Below are 674 nucleotides of genomic sequence, written 5' to 3'. Positions count from 1 at the left end.
GGCCTGCTCGCGGAGGGCGAGGTCGACGAGGGTGGGGTCGGGGTCCGTGCGACCGGGGTCCGCGAGGCTGGAGCCCGTCCCGTCCGAGTCGGTCCCTCGCGGCCTGGCGCCACTCGATCCGGCCCCGCTCACGCGCGCGCCGCCCGGGGCGGTGCCGCCCGGGTCCATGCCGCTGGGGTCGGCACCGCTCGGAGGGCTCATACTCGGCGCAAAGCCGCTCGGGTCCGTGCCGCCGGGACCGAGGCCGCTCGGGCTCGGGCCGCTCGGACCGGCCGCACTCGGACCGGCGCCGCTCGTGTCAGGGCCGCTCAGGTCAGGGCCGGTCAGACCGGTCGCGGTCGGACCTGTGTTGCTCGAACCGGTACCGCTCAAGTCCGGGCCACCCGGGCCGATCACACTCGAACCGACCGCACTGGGGTCGGCGCCGCTCGTGTCAGGGCCGCTCGGACGGGCGCCGCTCGCGTCACGGCCGCCCGGAGCGATGGCGGCCGGACCGGTGACGCTCGGACCGGTGACGCTCGGACCGGTGACGCTCGGACCGGTGACGCTCGGACCGGTGACGCTCGGGCCGCTCGGGTTCGTACCGCTCGTGTCCGGGCCGTTCGCGTCTGGGGCGGCCGGGCCGGGGCCGCCCAGGTCGGGGGCGCCCGGGTCGGGGCCGCTCGCGTCTGGGG

At 78.2% G+C, this 674-nt stretch carries 1 pseudogene; it reads right to left on the bottom strand.

Annotation, left to right across the window (positions count from 1 at the left end):
* Positions 1-201, bottom strand: a pseudogene (locus tag DMH08_RS42255) (hypothetical protein); the annotation flags it as partial.
* Between the last annotated feature and the right edge of the window lie 473 nt (positions 202-674).

The organism is Actinomadura sp. WAC 06369, from assembly GCF_003947565.1.
GTDB classification, from domain to species: domain Bacteria; phylum Actinomycetota; class Actinomycetes; order Streptosporangiales; family Streptosporangiaceae; genus Spirillospora; species Spirillospora rifamycini.
The sequence above is the reverse complement of the archived record's forward strand: the minus strand, read 5'-3'. Positions and strand labels throughout refer to the sequence as shown.